22 protein-coding genes are annotated in these 21,803 nt (G+C 70.5%); 15 read left to right on the forward strand and 7 right to left on the reverse strand.

The genetic code is table 11. The features are described from left to right. Nucleotides 1-60 precede the first annotated feature (60 nt). Genes KSO98_RS07085 through KSO98_RS07100 form a run of 4 tightly spaced genes read left to right on the forward strand, consistent with a single transcriptional unit; the run spans nt 61 to nt 2,586 of the window. Nucleotides 61-405, forward strand: coding sequence for a hypothetical protein (locus KSO98_RS07085; RefSeq protein WP_225284412.1), 345 nt, complete (start codon nt 61-63; stop codon nt 403-405). Between the two features lie 35 nt (nt 406-440). Then, nucleotides 441-617: a hypothetical protein gene (locus KSO98_RS07090; protein ID WP_225284413.1), complete on the forward strand. Its 177-nt coding sequence runs from the start codon at nt 441-443 to the stop codon at nt 615-617. Then, a complete protein-coding gene (locus tag KSO98_RS07095) occupies nt 617-1,921 on the forward strand; it encodes a threonine/serine exporter family protein (protein ID WP_225284414.1) in 1,305 nt (434 codons plus the stop codon). Before KSO98_RS07090 ends, KSO98_RS07095 begins: the two co-directional genes overlap by 1 nt. A 29-nt stretch (nt 1,922-1,950) precedes the next feature. After that, a complete protein-coding gene (locus KSO98_RS07100; RefSeq protein WP_225284415.1) occupies nt 1,951-2,586 on the forward strand; it encodes a YwaF family protein in 636 nt (211 codons plus the stop codon). 13 nt (nt 2,587-2,599) lie between these two features. Here the strand turns inward: KSO98_RS07100 and KSO98_RS07105 are convergent, their stop codons facing one another. Further along, entirely contained in the window at nt 2,600-3,166 is a 567-nt protein-coding gene (locus KSO98_RS07105) for a helix-turn-helix domain-containing protein (RefSeq protein ID WP_225284416.1), read from the reverse strand. 65 nt (nt 3,167-3,231) lie between these two features. On the opposite strand from KSO98_RS07105, the gene KSO98_RS07110 reads away from it, so the two are divergent. Then, nucleotides 3,232-4,809, forward strand: a complete 1,578-nt coding sequence (locus KSO98_RS07110) for a bifunctional NAD(P)/FAD-dependent oxidoreductase/class I SAM-dependent methyltransferase (RefSeq protein WP_225284417.1) — start codon at nt 3,232-3,234, stop codon at nt 4,807-4,809. Between the two features lie 15 nt (nt 4,810-4,824). Here the strand turns inward: KSO98_RS07110 and KSO98_RS07115 are convergent, their stop codons facing one another. Further along, nucleotides 4,825-5,178: a hypothetical protein gene (locus KSO98_RS07115; protein WP_225284418.1), complete on the reverse strand. Its 354-nt coding sequence runs from the start codon at nt 5,176-5,178 to the stop codon at nt 4,825-4,827. Between KSO98_RS07115 and KSO98_RS07120 the strand changes: the two genes are divergently transcribed. The 3 genes from KSO98_RS07120 to KSO98_RS07130 all read left to right on the forward strand — a co-directional run bounded on the left by KSO98_RS07120 (nt 5,156) and on the right by KSO98_RS07130 (nt 9,530). Then, the gene (locus tag KSO98_RS07120) at nt 5,156-5,380 is read left to right on the forward strand and encodes a hypothetical protein (protein WP_225284419.1); all 225 of its coding nucleotides are present in this window, start codon (nt 5,156-5,158) and stop codon (nt 5,378-5,380) included. The two genes, KSO98_RS07115 and KSO98_RS07120, sit on opposite strands and share 23 nt — an antisense overlap. 9 nt (nt 5,381-5,389) lie before the next feature. After that, on the forward strand, nt 5,390-8,221 hold the full coding sequence (gene acnA / locus KSO98_RS07125) for an aconitate hydratase AcnA (protein ID WP_225284421.1): 2,832 nt from the start codon (nt 5,390-5,392) through the stop codon (nt 8,219-8,221). 181 nt (nt 8,222-8,402) lie between these two features. Continuing rightward, a complete protein-coding gene (locus tag KSO98_RS07130; RefSeq protein WP_225284423.1) occupies nt 8,403-9,530 on the forward strand; it encodes a methyltransferase domain-containing protein in 1,128 nt (375 codons plus the stop codon). 40 nt (nt 9,531-9,570) lie between these two features. On the opposite strand, the gene KSO98_RS07135 is transcribed toward KSO98_RS07130, so the two are convergent. Continuing rightward, nucleotides 9,571-10,617: a hypothetical protein gene (locus KSO98_RS07135; protein ID WP_225284424.1), complete on the reverse strand. Its 1,047-nt coding sequence runs from the start codon at nt 10,615-10,617 to the stop codon at nt 9,571-9,573. Beyond that, nucleotides 10,610-10,840 carry a hypothetical protein gene (locus tag KSO98_RS07140; protein WP_225284425.1) on the reverse strand — a complete coding sequence of 77 codons (231 nt, stop codon included), beginning with the start codon at nt 10,838-10,840 and terminating at the stop codon, nt 10,610-10,612. The genes KSO98_RS07135 and KSO98_RS07140 overlap by 8 nt, the downstream gene beginning before the upstream one ends. Nucleotides 10,841-10,927: 87 nt before the next feature. On the opposite strand from KSO98_RS07140, the gene KSO98_RS07145 reads away from it, so the two are divergent. Both KSO98_RS07145 and KSO98_RS07150 read left to right on the forward strand, forming a co-directional pair. Continuing rightward, the gene (locus KSO98_RS07145; RefSeq protein WP_225284426.1) at nt 10,928-11,230 is read left to right on the forward strand and encodes a thiamine-binding protein; all 303 of its coding nucleotides are present in this window, start codon (nt 10,928-10,930) and stop codon (nt 11,228-11,230) included. After that, on the forward strand, nt 11,220-11,621 hold the full coding sequence (locus KSO98_RS07150) for a secondary thiamine-phosphate synthase enzyme YjbQ (protein WP_225284427.1): 402 nt from the start codon (nt 11,220-11,222) through the stop codon (nt 11,619-11,621). The genes KSO98_RS07145 and KSO98_RS07150 overlap by 11 nt, the downstream gene beginning before the upstream one ends. On the opposite strand, the gene KSO98_RS07155 is transcribed toward KSO98_RS07150, so the two are convergent. Continuing rightward, entirely contained in the window at nt 11,605-11,829 is a 225-nt protein-coding gene (locus KSO98_RS07155) for a hypothetical protein (RefSeq protein WP_225284428.1), read from the reverse strand. The genes KSO98_RS07150 and KSO98_RS07155 overlap by 17 nt on opposite strands. A 50-nt stretch (nt 11,830-11,879) precedes the next feature. Between KSO98_RS07155 and KSO98_RS07160 the strand changes: the two genes are divergently transcribed. From KSO98_RS07160 to KSO98_RS07170, 3 genes are read left to right on the forward strand one after another with little or no spacing between them, the layout of a single operon-like run. After that, nucleotides 11,880-12,821, forward strand: coding sequence for an SMP-30/gluconolactonase/LRE family protein (locus KSO98_RS07160; protein WP_225284429.1), 942 nt, complete (start codon nt 11,880-11,882; stop codon nt 12,819-12,821). Nucleotides 12,822-12,847: 26 nt separating this feature from the next. Next, nucleotides 12,848-14,749 (forward strand): 1-deoxy-D-xylulose-5-phosphate synthase, encoded by a 1,902-nt coding sequence (gene dxs, locus KSO98_RS07165; RefSeq protein ID WP_225284430.1) that lies wholly within the window; start codon nt 12,848-12,850, stop codon nt 14,747-14,749. A gap of 45 nt (nt 14,750-14,794) precedes the next feature. Beyond that, entirely contained in the window at nt 14,795-16,270 is a 1,476-nt protein-coding gene (locus tag KSO98_RS07170) for an amino acid permease (RefSeq protein ID WP_225284431.1), read from the forward strand. A 114-nt stretch (nt 16,271-16,384) separates the two neighbouring features. Here KSO98_RS07170 and KSO98_RS07175 read toward each other — a convergent pair whose 3' ends face one another. Both KSO98_RS07175 and KSO98_RS07180 read right to left on the reverse strand, forming a co-directional pair. Continuing rightward, nucleotides 16,385-18,478 carry a 3-hydroxyacyl-CoA dehydrogenase NAD-binding domain-containing protein gene (locus KSO98_RS07175; RefSeq protein ID WP_225284433.1) on the reverse strand — a complete coding sequence of 698 codons (2,094 nt, stop codon included), beginning with the start codon at nt 18,476-18,478 and terminating at the stop codon, nt 16,385-16,387. Further along, on the reverse strand, nt 18,478-19,674 hold the full coding sequence (locus KSO98_RS07180) for a thiolase family protein (protein ID WP_225284434.1): 1,197 nt from the start codon (nt 19,672-19,674) through the stop codon (nt 18,478-18,480). Before KSO98_RS07180 ends, KSO98_RS07175 begins: the two co-directional genes overlap by 1 nt. Before the next feature lie 224 nt (nt 19,675-19,898). Between KSO98_RS07180 and KSO98_RS07185 the strand changes: the two genes are divergently transcribed. Then, nucleotides 19,899-20,840: a proteasome assembly chaperone family protein gene (locus tag KSO98_RS07185; RefSeq protein WP_225284435.1), complete on the forward strand. Its 942-nt coding sequence runs from the start codon at nt 19,899-19,901 to the stop codon at nt 20,838-20,840. After that, nucleotides 20,837-21,721 carry an acyl-CoA thioesterase gene (locus tag KSO98_RS07190; protein ID WP_225284436.1) on the forward strand — a complete coding sequence of 295 codons (885 nt, stop codon included), beginning with the start codon at nt 20,837-20,839 and terminating at the stop codon, nt 21,719-21,721. Before KSO98_RS07185 ends, KSO98_RS07190 begins: the two co-directional genes overlap by 4 nt. Nucleotides 21,722-21,803 lie beyond the last annotated feature (82 nt).

Consider the following 21,803-nt stretch of genomic DNA (forward strand, 5'->3'; position numbering starts at 1 on the left):
GGCGCTAACTGTGCGTGCCCTAGTTATGAGTGAGCGAATAATTAGTGTACAAACAATAGTGTGGAGACCTTGCCTGCCGAGCCGGCCAAGAAGCGGCCGCGCCACCTGATGGACCCGAACAACCCGGTCCGCCCGGTCAACGACAAGTCGCTGACCCACGTCCAGCGCTGGGTGCTCTCGGTGCTGGCCGTCTTCACGATCGCCCACCTGTGCGTGGGCATCGTGATCGCCGCGACCATGACCGACCAGCGCAGCGGCCAGATCGGGCTGAGCATCATCGCCGGCCTGTTCGGCGTCGGCGCCGTGATCCTCGGTCAGGGGATCCACAAGCACGACCCGCGCAACGGCTGGCTCCTGATCGGTCTGCTGCCGACCGCCGTCGGCCTCTTCCTCGTCCTGCGCTGAGCCCCGGCTCGGGGCCGGTGACGGTCTACTGCCGGGTGGGAGAGCGCAGCGCCCACAACCGGTTCGTCCTCCACGAGCAGCTCGACCTGCCGGACGTGCGCAACCACGACGGCTCCTGGGGTGAGGACGGCAGCCTCCTCGGCGCCCCGATCGAGGTCCGAGAGGCGGTCGGCTGGCATCACCCGGCCGGTCCCTGGCAATCTGGCGCCTGATGGACGTGCGCGAGGTGGCCCTGACACTCGACTTCTGCACCCGTGTCGGCGAGCTGCTCATCGCCTCGGGCACGGGCGCGGCCGACGCGGTCGACACGATGGGCATGGTCGCCCGGGCCCTGGGCCTGCGCAACTGCGACATCGACATCACGTTCGTCACCGTGGCGATGCAGTGCCAGCCGAGCCCGGACGAGCCGCCGATCACGGCGAGCCGACTGGTGAAGTCCCGCGCGATCGACTACGAGCACCTCACCCGCGTCGACCACCTGATCCGCGACGTGGTCCGCGGCGACGTCGACGTGCGCGCCGCACGGCAGCGCCTGGGCAGGATCACCTCGACCGGACACAGCCGCCCGCGGTGGGCGGCCACGCTCGGGCTCGCGGTGATGGCGGCGGCGGTCGCCGTCCAGCTCGGCGGTGACGGCGCGGTGGCGCTGCTGGCCTTCGTCTCGGCCGCGCTGATCGACCGGATCCAGCTGGTCCTGTCGCGACAGCGGATCCCGATGTTCTACCAGCAGATCGCCGGCGCAGGGGTGGCCTCGCTGCTCGCGGTCGCGACGGCGGCCACCCCGCTCGAGGTCGACGTCTCCTCGGCCATCACCGCGAACATCGTCGTCCTGCTCGCGGGCATCGGCCTGATGGGCGCCCTCCAGGACGGCCTGTCAGGCTTCTACATCACCGCGAACGCTCGAGTGCTGGAGGCGATGCTCTCGACCGCCGGCATCATCGCCGGTGTCAGCGCCGGGCTCACGATGGCGAGCTCGCTCGGCGTCGACATTCCCGCGATCGCGCCCGGCGCGACCAACCTCCAGAGCGTCGGGCTGACCCTCCTCGGATCTGCCGTCGGCGCCAGCGCGTTCGCCTACTCCTGTTATGCGCCCGGACGGATCCTCGTACCCATCGCGGTCATCTCCGCTGTCGCGATGGGCATCGCGACAGCCCTGCGCGGCATGGGTCGGGCCTGGCCCGTGGCGGTGGCGGCGTTCGTGATCGGCCTGGTGGCCTACGGCGTCGCCGCTCGGATGCGGGTGCCCCCACTGGTCATCGTGGTGCCGGCGATGGTGCCGATGCTGCCCGGCATCTCGATCTACCGCGGCCTCACCCTGCTGCTGTCGGACCAGGGGCCGAACAGCACGCCCGAAGGCCTGCTCGCGCTGTTCACGGCGGTGACCATCGCCGTCTCCCTGGCGGCAGGCGTGATCCTGGGGGAGTACGTCGCCCAGCCCCTCAAGCGCGGCGGCCGCCGACTCGAGGCGCGCCTCGCCGGGCCACGCCTCGTCGGCCCGTTGCGTGGCGGTCGCTGACGGCTTCCCGGACGCGGCACGCTGGTGCCGTGATCACCCCGCTCACGCAGGAGCGGTTCGAGCCCTGGTCGGGCCAGCACTACCTCCTGCTGGTCCTCACCGCGATCGGTGTCGTCACGGCCGCGGTGTGGGGCCGTAGCCACCGTGGGACGCCACGTGAGATCCACGCGCGCCGAGCCTTCGCACTGGTGGCGCTGTCGGTCACGATCGGCATGCAGATCTACTGGCTGATGCCGCACGTGCGCACCGTGCGCAACTCGTGGCCCCTGCAGCTCTCGGACCTCGCCGACTATGCCGCGGTCTTCGCGCTGTGGACCCGCGGGCGGCGTACGGCGGCCTTCACCTACTACGTCGGGCTCACCCTGACCCTGTCGGCGGTGGTCACGCCGTCGCTGTCCACGCCCTTCCCGGACCCGCGCTGGTTCGGGTTCTGGCTGCGGCACATCTTCGTGGTGTGGGCGGCCGTCTACCTGGTGTCGGGACTCGGGATCCGGCCCACCTGGCGGGTCTGCCGGACGACGGTCTTGGCCGCGTCCACGCCGCTGGATCTGCTCGGCCCGTGGCCCTGGTACGTCCTGGGTGCGCTCGCCTTCCTGATGACGCTGTGGGCGCTGGCGATGACGCTGCCTTGGCGACTCCTCGCCGCGCGGACCGCTCGAGGGTGAGGCGCAGGCGCGCTCAGTCGCTGCTGCGGTGGACGTGCGCCTGCTGGCCGTCGCGGTCGAAGATCATCAGCAGCTCGGCCGGCTCCTCGACCGCGGCGAACGCATGGGGTGTCATGGTCGCGAACTCGGCCGCCTCGCCCGCGTGCACGAGGATCTCCCGATCGCCGAGCAGGAGCCGGATGCGGCCGCTCAGGACGAAGAGCCAGTCGTGACCCGGGTGGACCCGCTGCTGGATCGGGATGTCCGTCGGCTCGAGGAGCATCTTGATCGCGATCTGACTGCTCCCGGGACGACTCAGGTTCCACGTCGTGCGCGCGCCGAGCCTGCTCGGCGTGGGGCGGATGACGACGTCGTCGTCCGAGCTCACGTCGAGCAGTGCTTCCAGGCCGACCTGCAGTCCGGCGGCCAGGGGGAGCAGCACGTCGAGGCTGATCGTCCGCTTGCCGGTCTCGACGCGACTGATGGTCGAGGGGCTGAGATGGGTCCGGGCGGCCAGCTCGTCGAGGGACAGCCCCAACGTCGTGCGCAGGCTGCGCAGCCGGGTGCGCACGACGTGCTCGATGTCGGTGAGGTCGGTCATCGGACTCCTTGCGAATACTGCAAGGAGTCTGGCGCAATCCGACAGGCGTGTCTACCGTCGGTGCCATGAGCCACCACCACGAGCCCGATCCCGCCGTCATCCGGCACTGCGATGTCGTCGTGATCGGCGGCTCTTCCGCGGGCCTGGCGACCGCACTGCAGCTCGGTCGTCAGCGCCGCTCGGTGATCGTGGTGGACTCCGGCGAGCCCCGCAACGCCTCCGCGGCACACATGCACAGCTTCATCGGTCGCGACGGCACGGCGCCGGCCGCGCTCATCGAGGACGCCCGTGCGGAGGTACGCGGCTACGGCGTGGAGGTGCTCTCCGGGCGGGCCGTCGGGGCGGGTCGCGCCGACGATCGCTTCGTCGTCGAGCTCGCCGAGGGGCACTCGGTGGTCGCGCGACGGATCGTGGTCGCCACCGGCCTCGTCGATGAGCTCCCGCAGATCCCGGGGCTGGCCGAGCACTGGGGCGACACGGTGATCCACTGCCCGTTCTGCCACGGCTACGAGGCCCGCGACCAACGGATCGTCCAGATCGTCACGCACCCGATGGGGCTGCACGCCGCGCCGCTCTTCCGTCAGCTGACGGCCGATCTCACCGTGCTGGTCGCCGAGGAGGTGGTGGCCGATGCCGCCGAGGTCGCAGCGCTCGTGGCGGCCGGGGTCGACCTCCGTACGGCGGACGTCGCGCGCATCGTCGCCAGCGGGGCCCGGCTGAGCGGGGTCGAGCTGGGCGACGGCACGCGCATCGATGCCGACGTCGTGGCCGTCGGCCCGCGCTTCCGGCCGCGCGCCGAGCCGTTCGCCGCGCTTGGCCTGCGCCCCGTCCCGCACCCCACCGGGCTGGGCGAGGTGATCGCGGTCGACGAGCTCGGCGCCACCTCGGTGGCGGGGATGTACGCCGTCGGCAACATCACCGACCCGGGGCATCAGGTGCTCCAGGCGGCGGCGCACGGCAGCCGGGTCGGCGGCATGATCGCCTTCGGTCTCGCGGCCGACGACGTACGCGACGCCGCTCGTCCATCTGGCTCGGCCGCGGACTGGGACCACCGCTACTCGGCCGAGAGGCTCTGGAGCGGCAACCCGAACGGCTCGCTGGTCGCCGAGGCGACGGGCCTGAGCGCCGGACGCGCCCTCGATGTCGGTGCGGGGGAGGGCGGGGACGCCGTCTGGCTCGCCGAGCAGGGCTGGGCCGTGACCGCGAACGACATCTCCTCGCGCGCGCTCGCCCGGATCCGCGCGGAGGCGGAGCGCCGAGGGCTGACGGTCGACGGGCTGCTCGCCGACGCCAACGCCCGCGAGCCCTTCGCCCGCGGCGCCTTCGATCTGGTGGCCGCCTGCTACGCCTCGATCCCGCGCACGCCGGACCGTCGCGGCGTGCACAACATCCTCGACGCCGTCGCACCCGGCGGCACGCTGCTCGTCCTCAGTCACGACCTCGAGGCGATGCACGACCCGCAGCATGCGCACCGCCCCTTCGACCCCGACGCCTACGTGCGCATCGAGGACTTCGTCGCCGTGCTGGAGGACGACGACGGCTGGGTCGTCGAGGTCCACGAGAAGCGTCCCCGTCCACCGGGCGCGGCATCCGCGCACCACCACATCGACGACCTGGTCCTGCGGGCACGACGGCGGGGCTGAGCGCGCCCACGCGGGTCAGGGGCCCGTGTGGACCCGTACCTCCGCGCGCACGCCCTCCTCGGCCAGCCGCTCGGTGAGCTCCTTGGCGGCCTGGTCGTAGACGAGCCGGTTGAGCAGCTGGGGCCGGACCTTGTGCAGCAGGCCGGCCGCCTTCGTCTTCTCGATGGCGAGCTCGAGCTCGCTGAGGATCCGCACGGTGATGATCCGCTCGCCTCGCTCGGGGCTCCGTCCGGACCCGCTCAGACCGGCGGCTTCGGCGTGCAGCGCCCCGATCTCGGCGCGGAGGCGCTGGTTCGCCTCGCGCAGGCGGATCAGGCCGCCGCTGCCGAGCGCGACGACCAGAGCGATGAGCACGATGACGATCCCCACGCTCCGCATCCTGACCCACGCCGGGCCTGCGGTGATCGGAAAGTGGGGGTGGACACGCCCTGAAAAATCGCTCGATCTCGTGTATCTTGATATCAAGACGTTGATCCAGCGGTGGGGCCGCCCAGGCAAGGGCAGCCTTACTACCCCGCTCGCGTGCGCACGGGGCAGGATGGCGTCCGAAGACTTCAAGCTCGTCGGTTGAACCTAGGAGATGTTGGCGTTGGCCAGTCAGGACAGCTTCGGTGCCAAGGGCACCCTGGACGTGGACGGCAAGTCCTACGAGATCTTCCGCCTCGGTGCGGTCACGGGTGAGGGCCTCGACGTGGCCTCGCTCCCGTTCTCGCTGAAGGTCCTTCTCGAGAACCTGCTGCGCACCGAGGACGGCGCGGACATCACCGCCGCCGACATCAAGGCGCTCGCGGGCTGGGACAAGGACGCGGACCCGGACAAGGAGATCCAGTTCACGCCGGCGCGCGTGATCATGCAGGACTTCACCGGCGTCCCGTGCATCGTCGACCTCGCCACCCTGCGTGAGGCCGCGGCCGAGCTCGGTGGCGACCCGACCAAGATCAACCCGCTCAGCCCGGCCGAGATGGTCATCGACCACTCGGTCATCGCCGAGGCGTTCGGCACCCCCGAGGCGTTCGGCAAGAACGTCGAGATCGAGTACGAGCGCAACCGCGAGCGCTACCAGTTCCTGCGCTGGGGCCAGACCGCGTTCGACGACTTCAAGGTCGTCCCGCCGGGCACCGGCATCGTCCACCAGGTCAACATCGAGCACCTCGCCCGCACGATCTTCACCCGTGAGGTCGACGGCGTGCTGCAGGCCTACCCCGACACCTGCGTCGGCACCGACTCGCACACCACCATGGTCAACGGCCTCGGCGTCGTCGGCTTCGGCGTCGGCGGCATCGAGGCCGAGGCGGCCCTGCTCGGCCAGCCCGTCTCGATGCTCATCCCGCGCGTCGTCGGCTTCAAGCTCACCGGCGACCTGCCGGAGGGCTCCACCGCCACGGACCTGGTCCTGACGATCACCGAGATGCTGCGCAAGCACGGTGTCGTCGGCAAGTTCGTCGAGTTCTACGGCGCCGGCGTCGCGGCCCTGCCGCTGGCCAACCGCGCCACCATCGGCAACATGTCGCCCGAGTTCGGCTCGACCATCGCGGTCTTCCCGATCGACGACGAGACGATCAACTACCTGCGTCTGACCGGCCGCTCGGACGAGCAGCTCGCGCTCGTGGAGGCGTACGCCAAGGAGCAGGGCCTCTGGCTCGACCCGGCCGCCGAGCCGCGCTTCTCCGAGAAGCTCGAGCTCGACCTGTCGACCGTCGTCCCCTCGATCGCCGGCCCGAAGCGTCCCCAGGACCGCGTCGAGCTGACCGACGCCAAGCAGGCCTTCCGCGGCGCGCTCGTCGACTACGCCGGCGAGGCCCAGGACAGCCAGGGCTACGACGAGTCGGTCGAGGAGAGCTTCCCCGGCTCCGACGCCCCGTCGCACGACCCGGCGCAGTCCAACGGCGCCCCGGCCCCGTCCAACCACCTGTCGGCCGCGCCGACGGACGGCGGCCGCGCCAGCAAGCCCGTCGAGGTCACCCTCGAGGACGGCACCACCTTCACCCTGGACCACGGCGCGGTCACGATCGCCTCGATCACCTCCTGCACGAACACCTCCAACCCGAGCGTCATGCTCGGCGCGGCGCTGCTCGCCAAGAAGGCCGTCGAGAAGGGCCTGACCCGCAAGCCGTGGGTCAAGACCACGCTCGCGCCCGGCTCGAAGGTCGTCACCAACTACTACGACAAGGCCGGCGTCACCCCGTACCTGGAGAAGCTCGGCTTCAACCTGGTCGGCTACGGCTGCGTCACCTGCATCGGCAACTCCGGCCCGCTCATCCCGGAGATCTCCGCCGCGGTCAACGAGCACGACCTCGCCGTCGTCTCGGTCCTCTCGGGCAACCGCAACTTCGAGGGTCGCATCAACCCCGACGTGAAGATGAACTACCTGGCGTCCCCGCCGCTCGTCATCGCGTACGCGATCGCCGGCACCATGGACATCGACCTGTTCAACGACGCCATCGGTCAGGACCAGGACGGCAACGACGTCTTCCTCAAGGACATCTGGCCCACCCCGGCCGAGGTCGAGCAGGTCATCGCCGAGTCCATCACGTCGGAGATGTTCACCAAGGACTACGCCGACGTCTTCGCCGGTGACGAGAAGTGGCAGAACCTGCCGACGCCGACGGGCTCGACCTTCACCTGGGACGACGCCTCGACCTACGTCCGCAAGGCGCCGTACTTCGACGGCATGAGCCTGACCCCGTCGCCGGTCACCGACATCTCCGGCGCCCGCGTCCTGCTGAAGCTGGCCGACTCGGTCACCACCGACCACATCAGCCCGGCCGGCAACATCAAGGCCGACAGCCCCGCTGGTCGCTACCTGGCCGAGAACGGCGTGGCACAGCGCGACTTCAACTCCTACGGCTCGCGCCGAGGCAACCACGAGGTCATGATCCGCGGCACCTTCGCCAACATCCGGATCAAGAACCAGGTCGCCCCGGGCACCGAGGGTGGCGTCACGCGTGACTTCACCCAGGCCGACGCCCCGGTCGTGGCTGTCTACGACGCCTCGGTCAACTACCAGGCCGCCGGCATCCCGCTGGTCGTCCTGGCGGGCAAGGAGTACGGCTCCGGCTCCTCGCGCGACTGGGCCGCCAAGGGCACCTCGCTGCTGGGCGTCAAGGCCGTCATCGCCGAGTCGTACGAGCGCATCCACCGCTCGAACCTGATCGGCATGGGTGTCATCCCGCTGCAGTTCCCGGCCGGCCAGAACGCCGACTCGCTGGGCCTGACCGGCGAGGAGACGTTCTCGATCGAGGGCATCACCGCGCTCAACGACGGCACCACGCCGAAGACGGTCAAGGTCACCACCGACACGGGCGTCACGTTCGACGCGGTCGTCCGCATCGACACCCCCGGTGAGGCGAACTACTACCGCAACGGCGGCATCCTGCAGTACGTCCTGCGCAACCTGGTCAACGGCAACTGACCTAGCCACAACGTCATACGCCCCGAGCGCTGCAAAGCGCTCGGGGCGTATGACGTTCCGGGGCTCGCCGCTTCTCGTACGGGATCCCTCTGATGGGGGATCCGCTGGGGTGCGCACCGGCGTAGCGTCGTGGAGGTCTCCACGACGGAATCGCCGTGGCGTCGGGAGCGAGGAGACCCCCATGTCCACCACCGAATCAACCCCCGGCGCCATGCCGCAGGGCAGCACCGCCGGCCCCACCGAGCCCGACATGGCGCGGCTCGAGGCGCAGGTCTTCCAGGCCGTCACCGACATCGGCGCAGCGCTCAACGGCGCCCTCGTCATCCTGGGCGTCGACCTGGGCTTCTGGTCCGCCCTCGGTGACGGGCACCCCATGTCGGCCGCCGATCTCGCGGAGCGGTGCAGCGTCCCCGAGCCGTATGCGAACCAGTGGCTCAGCGCCCAGGCGGCCAGCGGCTACATCGGCACCGACCTCGACCGGGAGAGCGGTGAGGTCATGTTCCAGATGTCGCCCGAGCAGGCGATGGTCTTCTGCGATCCGGACAGCCCGGTCTACATGGCCGGCGGCTTCCACATCGTGCGCTCGGTCTACGAGGACCTGCCGCGGATCCAGCAGGCGATGGCCGACGGGCACGGCTTCGGCTGGCACGAGCACGATGCGGAGCTCTTCTTGGGCACCGAGCAGTTCTTCCGGCCCGGCTACCGCATGCATCTCATCGACGAGTGGCTGCCCGCCCTGGACGGCGTGCACGAGGCGCTGACCGCGGGGGCGAAGGTCGCTGACGTCGGATGCGGGCACGGCGTCTCGACGGCCGTCATGGCGAAGCACTATCCGGCCTCGACCTTCGTCGGCTTCGACTACCACCAGGCCTCGATCGACCGGGCATCCGCACTCGCGCAGGAGGAGGGCGTCGAGGCCAACACGACCTTCGCCCGGGCGAAGGCGGACGACTATCCGGGCTCGGACTACGACCTGATCTGCTTCTTCGACTGCCTGCACGACATGGGTGACCCGATCGGCGCCCTCCAGCACGCCCGGGCCGCGCTCGCCCCGGGCGGCACCGTCATGCTGGTGGAGCCGCGCGCTGGCGACACGCTCGCCGAGAACCTCAACCCGGTGGGCCGGGTGTTCTACGCGGCCTCGACCATGATCTGCACACCGTCGTCGCTCGCCCAGGACGTCGGGGCCGCTCTCGGCGCCCAGGCCGGCGAGGCCCGGCTGCGCCACGTGGCCGAGAGCGCCGGCTTCACGCACGTGCGACGGGCGATGGAGACGCCGGTGAACATGGTGATCGAGCTGCGCCCCTAGATCGGCGCCGGGCCCGCGCGGACCCGTCCCCGCGGGCTCGTCACCGCAGACCCAGGGCCTCGAGGACCGGGACGATCAGCCGGGTGCCGACGCCGGCGTTGGTGACCAGCCAGTCCTGCAGCTCGGCAGAACGCAGCGCCTTGCTGTCGCGCAACACGTCGAGGTGCTCGTCGTCGAAGGCGAGCACGATCTGGACCAGGACGGGCGCGACGTCGAGGGTGCGCGCGTGCGCGACGACCCGGTCGACCAGCTCGGGGTCCATCGTGATCGGGACGTTGACCATCGCCTTGAGGACGTCCGGGTCGACGCTGTGCAGGGCGGGCAGGACGTTCGGCCACACGTCGTGGTGGGCGACGGCCGCGATCAGCTCCTCGCGCGCCTCGTCCGGGACCGCGCCGATCTGGCCCACCAGCCGGGTGCACACGTCCTGGGAGAGCGAGGCGAGCAGCGAGACGGCCGCGTCGTACAGGCTCGCGTCGGAGGCCGCCGTGATGATGTCGGCGAGCATCCGGTCGGGCAGGCGCTGCGCGATCGCGTCCAGCGCGGCCGGCTCGTCGCAGTAGATCGCGACCTGGAGCAGGTCGGCCCCGGTGGCGTCGGCGACGACGCCCATCGCGACGCTCACGTCGACGACCGAGACGAACCGCGACAAGGTGAGGTGCTCGTCCTGCTCGAGCAGCATCCGGCCGACCTCGACGACCAGCGGGTCGGCGAGGCCGCGCACGATGGGAGCGACCCGGGACGGGTCGAGGGAGGGTGCGAGCCGGGCCAGGAAGCCGGAGTCGAGGTGGCCGGCCAGCCGGGTGGCCTCGCGCGGGTCCAGGACGCCGGCGACGCGGGCGCTGAGCATCGGGCCGAGCGCGAACTCGGCGATCTTGGCGGTCAGGGACACCGGCAGCATCCGGCTCAGCGCGGCGAGCAGCTTGACCCGGTCCTCGTTGCGGGCGAACAGGGCGGTCTGCGCGATCTGGCGCAGCTCGCGGATCTCGGCCGGCGAGCTGGCCGTGAGGAAGGCGAGGTCGCCCTCGGGGGCGCCGAGCTCGTGCGCGAGCTTGGTGATCTCGATGCGGCTGAGCAGGTCACCCACGGCTGCCTCCGAACAGGATCTTCTTGGCGGCGGGACGCAGGGGTCGCGGTACGAACCGCAGCGCCTCCTCCAGACCGGCCTCGAACTGCTCGTCCTCGGCGCTCATGGCACCGGTGAGCAGCGTGTCGAGCCGTGCGAGCTGGCCCTCGTCGTACGACGAGAACGCGGTCAGCCGGTCGGCCCTGACGCCGAGGTGCTCTGCGAGCGTGTCGAGCGCAGCCATGTCCTCTTCCTCCCTGTGGATGTGGAACCCGCCGCACCCTACCGGTCAGTAGCCTCCGCGCGGGAGAGGCAGTCGTAGGCTGGTCGCATGCTTCTCGCCTTCAGCGTCGCGCCCACCATCGGAGATGAGACCGGTGGCGTCGCCGCCGCGGTCGCGGAGGCCGTGCGGATCGTGCGCGAGTCGGGTCTCCCGCATGAGACGACCTCGATGTTCACCACGATCGAGGGGGAGTGGGAGGAGGTGTTCGACGTGGTCAAGCGCGCCACCGACGCCGTCGTCGCGGTCTCGCCGCGGGTGAGCCTGGTGATCAAGGCCGACATCCGGCCCGGCTTCACCGGTCAGCTCACCGAGAAGGTCGAGCGCGTCGAGGAGATCCTGCGTGGACAGTGAGGTCCGCAGCTACCGCACCGGCGCGCGCGAGGTCGTGCTCGACATCACCGCGGACGTCGAGGAGTACGTCGCGGGTCGCGGCGACGGTCTCCTGCAGGTCTTCGTCCCGCACGCGACCGCGGGGATCGCGATCCTCGAGACCGGGGCCGGCAGCGACGACGACCTGCTCGCCGCGCTCGAGGACCTGCTTCCCCGCGACGACCGCTGGAAGCACCGCCACGGCTCGCGCGGGCACGGTCGCTCGCACGTGATGCCGGCGCTGATCCCGCCCTACGCCACCGTCCCGGTCCTGGCGGGGCGTCTCGCGCTCGGGACGTGGCAGAGTATCTGCCTGGTCGACCTCAATGTCGACAACGAGGTCCGCGAGGTGCGGCTCAGCTTCCTGAGCTGAGCTCCACGCCGCGCTTGCGACCGAGGATCCAGTACGCCGCCGAGCCGGTGGTGTTGATGCTCCCGAGGAGCCGCCACAGCCTCTTCGGGCCGCGGATCGCCTCGTCGGGGCGGTTGTTGATGTCCCGGATGGTGAGGGCCGCGACGACAGCCTGGACCGCCACGGCGACGACGACGAGACGGGTCTTCTGGTCCTTGGTGAGCGCCATGCTTGCGAGTCTGCCACGGCGTGCCAGAGCGGTGTGCCACGCTGCCTGACATGTCTGCGTCCGGCTCAGCGCTCGAGGTCATCGCCGTCCCCGCCCATGGTGCTGAGGATGTCGTCGTCGCGACGTCGGGCCCCGACGAGGGCTGTGTCTTCACCGGGACAGGTGACGGCTCGATCTGGCGGATCAGCGCGGACGCGCAGAGGGTCGAACGGGTCGCCGACACCGGCGGGCACCCGCTCGGCATCGAGCTCCACCCCGACGGGCGGCTGCTGGTCTGCGACTCCACCCTCGGCGTGCTGCTGGTCGACCCGCGCACCGGCGGCGTCGAGCGGCGGCTGGCCGAGGTCGACGGTCGGCCGATGAGGTTCTGCAACAACGCCGCCATCGCGAGCGACGGCACCGTGTGGTTCTCCGACTCTTCGACCCGCTACGGGCAGGAGCAGTGGAAGGACGACCTGATCATGCACACCCGCACGGGCCGGCTGCTGCGCCTCGACCCGTCCGGCGAGGTGAGCGTCGTCCTCGACGGGCTGTTCTTCGCCAACGGCGTCGCGCTGGCGGCCGACGAGTCGTTCGTCGCGGTCGCGGAGACCGGCGCCCGCACGGTCGTACGGCATTGGCTGACCGGACCGCAGGCCGGCACCCGCGACTACCTGGTCGCCGAGCTGCCGGGTCACCCCGACAACATCGCGCGCGGCTCCGACGGACTGATCTGGGTCACCATCGCCAGCCCGGCCAACGCCTCCCTCCCGCTGCTCGACAAGGCCCCGGCGTGGGTGAAGGTGGCCGCCACCAAGGCCCCGGAGTGGCTGCAGCCGAAGGTCGCGCCGTGCGTTCGCGTCCAGGCGTACGACCACACCGGGCGCCTCGTCCACGACCTCGAGCGCCCCGCCGACCACTACGCGATGGTGACCGGGGTGCGCGAGCACGACGGCACTGTGTGGCTGGGCAGTCTGGAGCAACCCGCAGTGGCCCGGGTGAGCCTGGCCTGAACCTACCGGGCCGTAGACTGCCTCGCATGGGTCTTCTTGGGTCGCTGTCCTCACCGCGCGAGTTGGGCGACCTCTCCGACGCCGACCTGACCCTGCTGGCCAGCGAGATCCGCGACCTGCTCGTCGCGACCTGCGCCCGTACCGGCGGCCATCTCGGCCCCAACCTCGGCGTCGTCGAGCTGACCCTGGCCATCCACCGGGTCTTCGAATCGCCGATCGACCGGATCGTCTTCGACACCGGCCACCAGGCCTACGTCCACAAGATGCTCACCGGCCGCGCCGGCGCCTTCGACCGGCTGCGCCAGGAGGGCGGGCTCTCGGGCTACCCGAGCAGCGCCGAGTCCGCCCACGACATCGTGGAGAACTCGCACGCCTCCACCGCCCTCTCGTATGCCGACGGACTCGCCAAGGCGTACCGGCTGCGCGGCGACGAGCGCCACACGGTCGCGGTCATCGGCGACGGCGCCCTGACCGGAGGCATGGCCTGGGAGGCGCTCAACAACATCGCGATCGCCAAGGACAGCCGGCTGGTGATCGTCGTCAACGACAACGGGCGCTCCTACACCCCGACCATCGGCGGCCTCGCCACCGCGCTCACCGCGCTGCGGACCAACCCGCGCTACGAGCCGCTCCTGGACGCGGTCAAGCGCCGCCTCAACCAGGTGCCCGGCGTCGGCCCGGCCGCCTACGACGTGCTGCACGCGATGAAGAAGGGCGTCAAGGACGCGCTGGCGCCGCAGGGTCTGTTCGAGGACCTCGGACTCAAGTACGTCGGCCCGGTCGACGGCCACGACCGGGTGGCGATGGAGAACGCGCTGCGGCAGGCCAAGAACTTCGGCGGGCCGGTCATCGTGCACGCCCTCACCCGCAAGGGCTTCGGCTACGACGCCGCCGAGCAGCACGAGGCGGATCAGTTCCACGCCCCGGGTCCGTTCGACGTCGTCACCGGCGCCGAGAGCCCGAAGGGGCGGATCTGGACCGACGCCTTCGCCGACGAGATCGTCGCGATCGGTGAGCGTCGTGCCGACGTCGTGGCGATCACCGCCGCGATGATGCACCCGGTCGGCCTCGACGGCTTCCAGCGGCGCTTCCCCGAGCGGACCTTCGACGTCGGCATCGCCGAGCAGCATGCCGCCACCTCGGCCGCCGGCCTCGCACTCGGCGGTCTGCACCCTGTCGTCGCGGTGTACGGCACCTTCCTCAACCGCGCCTTCGATCAGGTCCTGATGGACTGCGCGCTGCACCGCGCGGGCGTCACCTTCGTCCTGGACCGCTCCGGCGTGACCGGCGACGACGGCGCCTCGCACAACGGGATGTGGGACATGTCCATCCTCCAGGTGGTGCCCGGCCTGCGGCTCGCCGCGCCCCGTGACACCGCCCAGCTGCGGCTCCTGCTCAACGAGGCCGTCGAGGTCGAGGACGCCCCGACCGTCGTGCGCTTCCCGAAGGGCGCCCCGCCGGCCGACATCGCTGCCGTCGGCACGGCCGGGGGCTGCGACATCCTGCTGCGCCAGGGCACCCACGACGTCCTGGTGGTCGGCGTCGGCGCGATGGCCGGCTGTGCCGTCGAGGTGGGGGAGCGGCTCGCCGCCCAGGGCATCGGCGCCACCGTCGTCGACCCGCGCTGGGTCAAGCCGGTCGACCCGGCCCTCGTCGAGCTCGCCGGCAGGCACCGCCTGGTCGTCACCATCGAGGACAACGGCGTGATCGGCGGCGTCGGCGCGGTCCTGCTGCAGACGTTGGCCGCCGAGGGCGTGCACACGCCCGTACGGATCCACGGCATCCCGCAGGAGTTCCTCGACCACGCCAAGCGCGCCGCGATCCTGGAGCGGATCGGCCTCACCCCGCAGGCGATCGCGCTCGACACGATCACCCGGCTGACCGCCGCGGAGTCCGCGCCGCTGACGGGTGCGCAGATCGAGCGGTGAGCCGCTACCCGGTTTCGAGATCGCCGTTCGCGGACAAATAGGAGCATGAACGTGCTCCGTACCAAGTCGATCGAGCAGTCCCTGCGCGACACCGACGATCCGGAATATCAGCTCAAGAAGAAGCTCACCGCCGTCGACCTGACCGTGTTCGGCATCGGCGTGGTGATCGGCGCGGGCATCTTCACCCTGACCGGGCAGGTGGCCGCCACGTACGCCGGTCCCGCCGTCGCCATCTCCTTCGTGATCGCGGCGGTCTGCTGCGCGCTGGCCGCGATCTGCTACGCCGAGTTCGCCTCGACGGTCCCGGTGGCCGGGTCGGCGTACACGTTCTCCTATGCCACCTTGGGGGAGCTGGTGGCCTGGATCATCGGCTGGGACCTCGTCCTGGAGCTGATGTTGGGCGCCTCCGTCGTGTCCCAGGGCTGGAGCACCTACCTGGTGACCTTCCTGGACGAGATCGGTCTGGGCTGGCCGTCCGCCATCGGCCCGGCCGACGCCGAGCATTTCCAGTGGGGCCACCTGAACGTGGCGGCCGTCCTGCTGGTCGCGGTGCTGACGGTGCTGGTCGCGGTCGGGATCAAGGAATCGCTGCGGGTCAACCTCGTGCTCGTCGCGGTCAAGCTCTTCATCGTCCTGTTCGTGATCGTGGCCGGCCTCTTCTACGTCTCGGGCGCCAACTACTCACCGTTCATCCCGCCGTCCTCGGGCCCGATCAGCAGCGACGGCCTCGCGCAGCCCCTGATCCAGGCGGTGCTGGGCATCAAGCCGCAGACCTTCGGCGTCCTCGGCGTGATCTCGGCGGCCTCGGTCGTCTTCTTCGCCTACATCGGCTTCGACGTCGTCGCCACCACCGCCGAGGAGGCCCGGGACCCGCAGCGTGACCTGCCGCGGGGCATCATCGCCTCGCTGGCGATCTGCACGGTCCTCTACATCGCCGTCGCGCTGGTGATCACCGGCATGGTCCCCTACGACAAGATCGATCCCTCTGCGGCGCTCGCCACCGCCTTCCGCGACGTCGGTCAGGGAGGCTTCGCCACCGTGATCGCCGCCGGTGCGGTCGCCGGCCTGACCACCGTCGTCATGACGCTCATCATCGGCACCGTCCGCGTGGTGTTCGCGATGAGCCGCGACGGCCTGCTGCCGATGGGCTTCGGGCGGACCAACCCGACCACGGGCACCCCGGTGCGCATCACCGTGACGGTCGGGATCCTCATCGCGGTGGTCGCCGGTGTCACGCCGATCGGCAAGCTGGAGGAGATGGTCAACATCGGCACCCTCACCGCGTTCGCGCTCGTCTCGATCGCCGTCCCGGTGCTGCGCCGGCGTCGCCCGGACCTCACGCGCCCGTTCCGGGTGCCGTTCAGCCCGGTCCTCCCGATCCTGGCTGCCCTGATCTGCGTCTACCTGATGCTCAACCTGTCCATCGAGACGTGGCTGCGGTTCGTGGTCTGGATGGCGATCGGATTCGTCATCTACTTCGGCTACGGGCACCGACACAGCCGGCTGAGCACCGAGCGCTGAGAGGCGCACTGGACCCGCGAATTCAGAAGGGCGCCTCCCGCATGCGGGAGGCGCCCTTCTCAGTGACTCAGGGAGCAATCTGAGTTCACACCCAGTTTACCCCTCGTCCACCGATCAGTGGAACTTCGAGCCGGTGACCTTCTCCGAGATGCCCTCGCGGTCGAGGAGCTGGGTCAGACCGCCGTTCCAGAACTGGAAGCCGGCGCCGGTGATCATGCCGAGGTCGATGTCCTCGGCGGCCTGCGCGACGCCCTCGTCGAGCATCCGGCGGGCCTCGTCGGCGAGCGCCTCCAGGGTCTGGCGGCGCACCTCCTCGGCGGTCTTGACCACGTCGCCGACCTCGAGCAGCGCCTCGACCTCGGGGTCGAGGGTGCGGCCGTCGGGTCCGTAGAAGGAGCCCTTCTTGGCCTCCACGACCCGGTGCAGGTTCTCCGAGAGGTAGAACCGCTCGGGGAAGGCGTGCGCCAGGGTCTCGTTGTTGTGGTAGGCGATCGCCGGGCCGACCAGCGCGATCAGCTGGTACGGCGGCATCGGGGTCACGCCCGCGAACGCGGCGTCGACCGTGGCGATCGGGGTGCCCTCGTCGGCGATCTTGGCGACCTCGCCCATGAACCGGCCGAGCAGGCGGTTCACGATGAAGGACGGCGAGTCCTTCACCAGGATCGTGGTCTTGCCGAGACCGCGGCCGGTCGCGAAGGCGGTGGCCAGTGCGGCGTCAGAGGTGTTCTCGCCCTTGATGATCTCCAGCAGTGGCATGACCGCGACCGGGTTGAAGAAGTGGAAGCCGACGACCCGCTCGGGGTGCTTCAGCTCGCTGCCCATCTCGGTGATCGACAGCGACGAGGTGTTCGTCGCGAAGACGGCGGTCTCCGGGGCCACGGCCTCGGCGGCGGCGAAGACCTTCTTCTTGACCGACATCTCCTCGAAGACGGCCTCGATGATGAAGTCCGCGTCCGAGAACGCCTTCTCGTAGTCGACCTCGGCGGTGACCAGGGCCTTGAGCCGGTTGGTCGAGCCCACCGACGCCTTGCCCTTCGCGAGCTTCTTGTCCAGCTCGGCGTGGACGTAGGCGACGCCCTTGTCCGCGCGATCCTGGTCCAGGTCGACCATCACGACCGGCACCTTGAGCTTGGAGACGAAGAGCAGCGCGAACTGCGAGGCCATCAGGCCGGCGCCGATGATGCCGACCTTGGTGACCTTCTGCGCCAGCGCCTTGTCCGGGGCGCCGGCCGGGCGCTTGGCCCGCTTCTGCACCAGGTCGAAGGAGTAGAGCGAGGCGAGCAGCTCCGGCGTCTGCGCCATCGCGACGAGCGCGTCGTCCTCGGCGGCGAAGCCCTCGTCGCGAGTCGCGGTCTTGGCCAGCGTGAGGAGCTCGACGGCCTTCTTGGCGGCGGGGGAGGCGTCGCCGGTCTTGGCCCAGGCGAAGAAGCCGGCGTTCTTGACCGCCTCGTCCCAGGTCTCGTCGCGGGCGATCTCGGGACGCGTCACGGTGACCGTGCCGTTGAGCACGCCGTCGGCCCAGAGCATCGACTGCTCGAGGTAGTCGGCACCGTTGAACTCGACGTCGGCGATGCCGGCGGCGACGACCTCGCCGCCCTTGATCACGCGGCCCTGGTTGAGCGGGTTCTGGATGAAGAGCTCGGCGGCCTTGGCCGGGCCGACCAGGTTCGGCAGCAGGTACGCGCCACCCCAGCCGGGGACCAGGCCGAGCATGACCTCGGGCAGGCCGACGGCAGGCACGGAGTCGATCACGGTGCGGTAGTCGGCGTGCAGCGCGACCTCGAGGCCACCGCCGAGGGCGAGGCCGTTGATGAAGCCGAAGGAGGGCTTCTTGACCGAGCCGTCGCCGTCGCCCAGCTTGCGGAAGACCGCGTGGCCGAGCTCGGCGATCGCACGGATGCCGTCGGCTCCTCCCGCCTGGAGCGCGGTGAGGTCGGCGCCGGCGGCCAGGATGAACTGCTTGCCGGTGACCGCGATCGCGTCGATGGTCTCGTCGGCCAGCGCGGCGTCGTACGCCGTGTTCAGCGAGACGAGGCCCTTCGGGCCGAACGTGTTGGGCCGGGAGTGGTCCAGGCCGTTGTCGAGCGTGACCAGCCCGAGGACCTTGCCCGAGGGCAGGGTGACCTTCTGCAGCTTGGCCTCGGTCACGACCTCGTCGTCGGAGAAGAGCTTCTCGACATCCACGAGGAGCTTGTTGATGTCGGTCATCACTTGTCACCCTTCCAGTTCGGGTTCTCCCAGATCACGGTGCCGCCCATGCCGATGCCGATGCACATGCTGGTGAGGCCGTAGCGGACCTCGGGACGCTCCTCGAACTGGCGCGCGAGCTGCGTCATCAGGCGCACGCCGGAGGAGGCGAGCGGGTGGCCGAAGGCGATCGCGCCGCCGTACGGGTTGACGCGCGCGTCGTCGTCGGCGATGCCGAAGTGCTGCAGGAAGGCCAGCACCTGGATCGCGAAGGCCTCGTTGAGCTCGAAGGCCTCGATGTCGTCGATGCTCAGGCCGGCCTTGGCCAGTGCCTTCTCGGTCGAGGGGATCGGGCCGACCGCCATGATCTCGGGCGCGACACCGGCGAAGGCGTACGACACGAGACGCATCTTGATCGGGAGGCCGAGCTCCGTGGCCGTCTCCTCGGAGGCGAGGAGGCAGGCGGTGGCGCCGTCGTTGATGCCCGCCGCGTTGCCGGCGGTGACCCGGCCGGCCGGACGGAACGGGGTCTTGAGGCCCGCGAGCGACTCGAGCGTCGTGCCCGGGCGCATCGGCTCGTCGGTGGTGGCCAGGCCCCAGCCCTTCTCGGCGGACTTGGTCGCGACCGGGACGAGGTCGGGCTGGATCTTGCCGGCGGCGTAGGCCGCGGCGGCCTTCTCCTGGGAGGCCACGGCGTAGGCGTCGCAGCGCTCCTTGGTGATGTCCGGGTAGAGGTCGTGCACGTTCTCCGCGGTGTTGCCCATCACGAGCGCGTCGGGGTTGACGATGCGCTCGGAGACGATGCGCGGGTTCGGGTCGACGCCCTCGCCCATCGGGTGGCGACCCATGTGCTCGACGCCGCCGGCGATGGCGACGTCGTAGGCGCCGAAGGCGATGCCGCCGGCGAGCGTGGTCACCGAGGTCATGGCGCCGGCGCACATGCGGTCGATGGCGAAGCCGGGGACCGTGTTCGGCAGGCCCGCCAGCAGCGAGGCCGTACGGCCGATGGTGAGGCCCTGGTCGCCGATCTGCGTGGTCGCCGCGATGGCGACCTCGTCGATCCGCTCCGGGGGGAGGCTGGGGTTGCGACGCGTGAGCTCGCGGATGCACTTGATGACCAGGTCATCGGCTCGGGTTTCGGCGTACTGGCCCTTGGCCTTGCCGAACGGGGTGCGAACGCCGTCGACGAAGACGACCTCGCGCAACTGTCGAGTCACCGTTTCTCCTGCGGATCGGGTGGGGATATCAATGGGGCCCAGGGGCGGGCAGAGTGAGGTTACCCCTGGGTAACAATGTGGCGCAGTTGAACGTCGTGTGTGAGTGGTCACCCTCCGTCGCGAACGGGGCAGGGAATATCGTGGGGTGCGCGGGCGCTGCCAGAGGCGCCATGTGGAAGCGGAACCGAAATCGGAAGACCGATCAGTCCCAGGAGCACCAGGAGATGTCCGTGTCGAGATCCAAGCTGGTGCACATCGTCGATGAGGTGACCGAGCTCGACGATCTCGAAGGACCGCTCACCATGGTCCAGGTCCTCGACGGCTTCCTCGACGCCGGCAACGCGGCCGCCCGCGCGGCCCGTCACCTGATCGCCGAGTCGGACGGCGCGCCGGTGGTGGCGACCTTCGACGTGGACGCCTTCCACGACTACCGCGCTCGCCGCCCCGCGATCTCCTTCATCCGGGACCACTACGAGGACTACGACGCGCCGCGGCTGGTCGTCCGCCTGCTGCGCGACGCCGGCGGCACCCCGTACCTCCTGCTCACCGGCCCCGAGCCGGACAACCGCTGGGAGGCGTTCGCCCGCGCGGTGCGCGACGTGGTGGAGCGCTTCGGCGTCGACCAGGTGATCTCGCTGGGCTCGGTGCCGATGGCGGTGCCGCACACCCGTCCGCTGGCGGTCACCCACCACGCCAACAACCCTGACCTCGTCACGGAGGAGAGCCCCTGGAGCGGCGAGATCCGGGTGCCGTCCAGCGCCCAGGCCCTCGTCGAGCTCCGCCTCGGCGAGTGGGGCCACGACGCCCAGGGCTTCGTGGTGCACATCCCGCACTACGTCGCCCAGCTCGACTACCCGCTCGCCGCCGCCGAGCTCGTCGGACGCACCGAGATCGCCGGACGGCTCACGATCGACCTCAGCGAGCTGCACCGCGAGGCCGAGGTCCGGGCCGAGGAGATCGGCCGCTACCTCGAGGAGAACAGCGAGGTGGCCGAGGTGGTCGCCGCGCTCGAGCGGCAGTACGACGCCTTCGCCCGCGCCGAGCAGAGCGGCTCCTCGCTCATCGCCGAGGACCAGCCCCTGCCGACCGGCGAGGAGCTGGGCCGCGAGTTCGAGCGATTCCTGGCCGGGCTCGACGAGCCCGAGAAGGGCGAGGGCGAGAAGTGACCCAATCGGTGCTGAGCGTCCGTACGCCCGAGCAGGCCGTCGCCGATCTGGTCGGGATCCTCGACCTCGAGCAGCTCGACGGTGACCTGTTCCGCGGCGCCCCGTCGCCCAACGACCGCGGTCGCGCCTTCGGCGGCCAGGTGGCGGCCCAATCGCTGATGGCCGCGATCCGTACGGCCGGCGAGGGCTTCACCGTGCACTCGATGCACTCCTACTTCCTGCTGGCCGGCGACCCGATGGCGCCGATCGTCTACGACGTCCAGCGGATCCGCGACGGACGCTCGTTCCAGACCCGACGTGTCGCCGCGCGCCAGCACGGCCGCGACATCTACTACCTCACCGCGAACTTCCAGGTGTACGAGGACGGGTACGACCACCAGGACGCGATGCCCGCGGCGCTGCCCGCCGACGAGGGCATCGACATGCTCGCCCTGATGGCGAAGGGCAAGGAGGGCGAGGGCGCGGCACTGGCTCGCGAGTGGGCCGCCGTCGAGATCCGTGCCGTGGGGAACTCCCTGTTCGGCATGGAGCCCGACCCGGCGCGCCCGGCTCAGCAGCGGGTCTGGCTGAAGATCGCCGGGCAGCTGCCGGACGACCCGAACATCCACCTCGGGGCCTTCACCTGGGCCTCCGACATCAGCCTGCTCGGCGCCTCGCTCGCCGCGCACACCCTCGACAGCTCGCGGGTGCAGATGGCCTCGCTCGACCACGCCATCTGGTTCCACCGGCCCTTCCGGGCCGACGAGTGGTGGCTCTACGACCAGGAGTCGCCGTCGGCCGAGAACGGTCGCGGGCTCTCGCTCGGCCGGGTCTTCGCCTCGGACGGGCGACTGGTCGCTACGGTCGCACAGCAGGGGATCATCCGCCCGCCGCGCGGCTGACCCTGCGCCGGTCGGGTAGACGAGCGACGAACGAGCGGGGGCGTATCGAGAGGTCTCGATACGCCCCCGCTGCGCTCGTCAC

Source organism: Nocardioides nematodiphilus, assembly GCF_020216525.1.
GTDB lineage: Bacteria > Actinomycetota > Actinomycetes > Propionibacteriales > Nocardioidaceae > Nocardioides > Nocardioides nematodiphilus.

What these genes read in the sequence shown, in the direction of transcription:
- KSO98_RS07095 (WP_225284414.1), top strand. Translation starts at nt 617, where the DNA reads ATGGACGTGCGCGAGGTGGCCCTGACACTCGACTTCTGCACCCGTGTC.
- KSO98_RS07105 (WP_225284416.1), bottom strand. Translation starts at nt 3,166, where the DNA reads ATGACCGACCTCACCGACATCGAGCACGTCGTGCGCACCCGGCTGCGC.
- KSO98_RS07110 (WP_225284417.1), top strand. Translation starts at nt 3,232, where the DNA reads ATGAGCCACCACCACGAGCCCGATCCCGCCGTCATCCGGCACTGCGAT.
- KSO98_RS07120 (WP_225284419.1), top strand. Translation starts at nt 5,156, where the DNA reads ATGAGCACGATGACGATCCCCACGCTCCGCATCCTGACCCACGCCGGG.
- acnA (WP_225284421.1), top strand. Translation starts at nt 5,390, where the DNA reads ATGTTGGCGTTGGCCAGTCAGGACAGCTTCGGTGCCAAGGGCACCCTG.
- KSO98_RS07130 (WP_225284423.1), top strand. Translation starts at nt 8,403, where the DNA reads ATGTCCACCACCGAATCAACCCCCGGCGCCATGCCGCAGGGCAGCACC.
- KSO98_RS07140 (WP_225284425.1), bottom strand. Translation starts at nt 10,840, where the DNA reads ATGGCTGCGCTCGACACGCTCGCAGAGCACCTCGGCGTCAGGGCCGAC.
- KSO98_RS07145 (WP_225284426.1), top strand. Translation starts at nt 10,928, where the DNA reads ATGCTTCTCGCCTTCAGCGTCGCGCCCACCATCGGAGATGAGACCGGT.
- KSO98_RS07155 (WP_225284428.1), bottom strand. Translation starts at nt 11,829, where the DNA reads ATGGCGCTCACCAAGGACCAGAAGACCCGTCTCGTCGTCGTCGCCGTG.
- KSO98_RS07160 (WP_225284429.1), top strand. Translation starts at nt 11,880, where the DNA reads ATGTCTGCGTCCGGCTCAGCGCTCGAGGTCATCGCCGTCCCCGCCCAT.
- dxs (WP_225284430.1), top strand. Translation starts at nt 12,848, where the DNA reads ATGGGTCTTCTTGGGTCGCTGTCCTCACCGCGCGAGTTGGGCGACCTC.
- KSO98_RS07170 (WP_225284431.1), top strand. Translation starts at nt 14,795, where the DNA reads ATGAACGTGCTCCGTACCAAGTCGATCGAGCAGTCCCTGCGCGACACC.
- KSO98_RS07175 (WP_225284433.1), bottom strand. Translation starts at nt 18,478, where the DNA reads ATGACCGACATCAACAAGCTCCTCGTGGATGTCGAGAAGCTCTTCTCC.
- KSO98_RS07185 (WP_225284435.1), top strand. Translation starts at nt 19,899, where the DNA reads ATGTCCGTGTCGAGATCCAAGCTGGTGCACATCGTCGATGAGGTGACC.